This window comes from Caulobacter sp., from assembly GCF_017744445.1.
Lineage (GTDB): Bacteria > Pseudomonadota > Alphaproteobacteria > Caulobacterales > Caulobacteraceae > Caulobacter.
This window is the reverse complement of the sequence record NZ_JAGIBH010000112.1, coordinates 1-608: the sequence shown is the minus strand read 5'-3', so window position 1 is coordinate 608 and position 608 is coordinate 1. Positions and strand designations below refer to the sequence as shown.

Here is a 608-nt window from a genome sequence, read left to right as displayed (position 1 = left end):
GCCCTGGACTCCTGGCGGAGCGGGCGATGATTCTGGGATCGGAAGGTGGCGTGCACGGCGGCCATCGGTACTCTCACTCACTCTATGTCCCCGACCCGACAGAGAGCCTAGATGCGTCGTAATGCCGCGAAAATCGGGTAAAACCCTAATCGGAGCTTTACCGTGTTCGAAGATTGCGGGCGATCTGGACGTCGCTGCGCCTCAGGCTCAGTAGGGCCGCCCCGGCGAGGCCCAGCGGGATAAGGGCCCAGGCCCACAGACCGGCCACGGCGACGCCCGTGGCGCCGGCCAGCAGGGCCGAGACCAGCATCTCGGCGATAGTCGCCATCCACGAGGCCCCGCCGCGCCGTTTGAAGTCCGAGCGCTTGCCCGGGCGCTGATGCCAGATGTTGATCAGGCCGCTGCTCCAAGCCGCCAGGATCGCGCCGAGAGCCGTCCAAACGCCGGCCGACGGCTGGAACCAGCTGAGGGCGGCTATCGGCACGATCAGGAACAGGCCCACCGGGATCATGGCCGCCGTCAGCTTGGCGCGGCGCAGCGTCTGTATACGGGCCGGCGACACGGCCAGCAGGTCGGGCGCGTCCTCGGCCGACAGGGTGATCCAGGCC

1 pseudogene is annotated in these 608 nt (G+C 68.3%); it reads right to left on the bottom strand.

The features are described from left to right. Positions 1 to 157 precede the first annotated feature (157 nt). A pseudogene (locus tag J7528_RS23925) lies at positions 158 to 608 on the bottom strand (hypothetical protein); the annotation flags it as partial.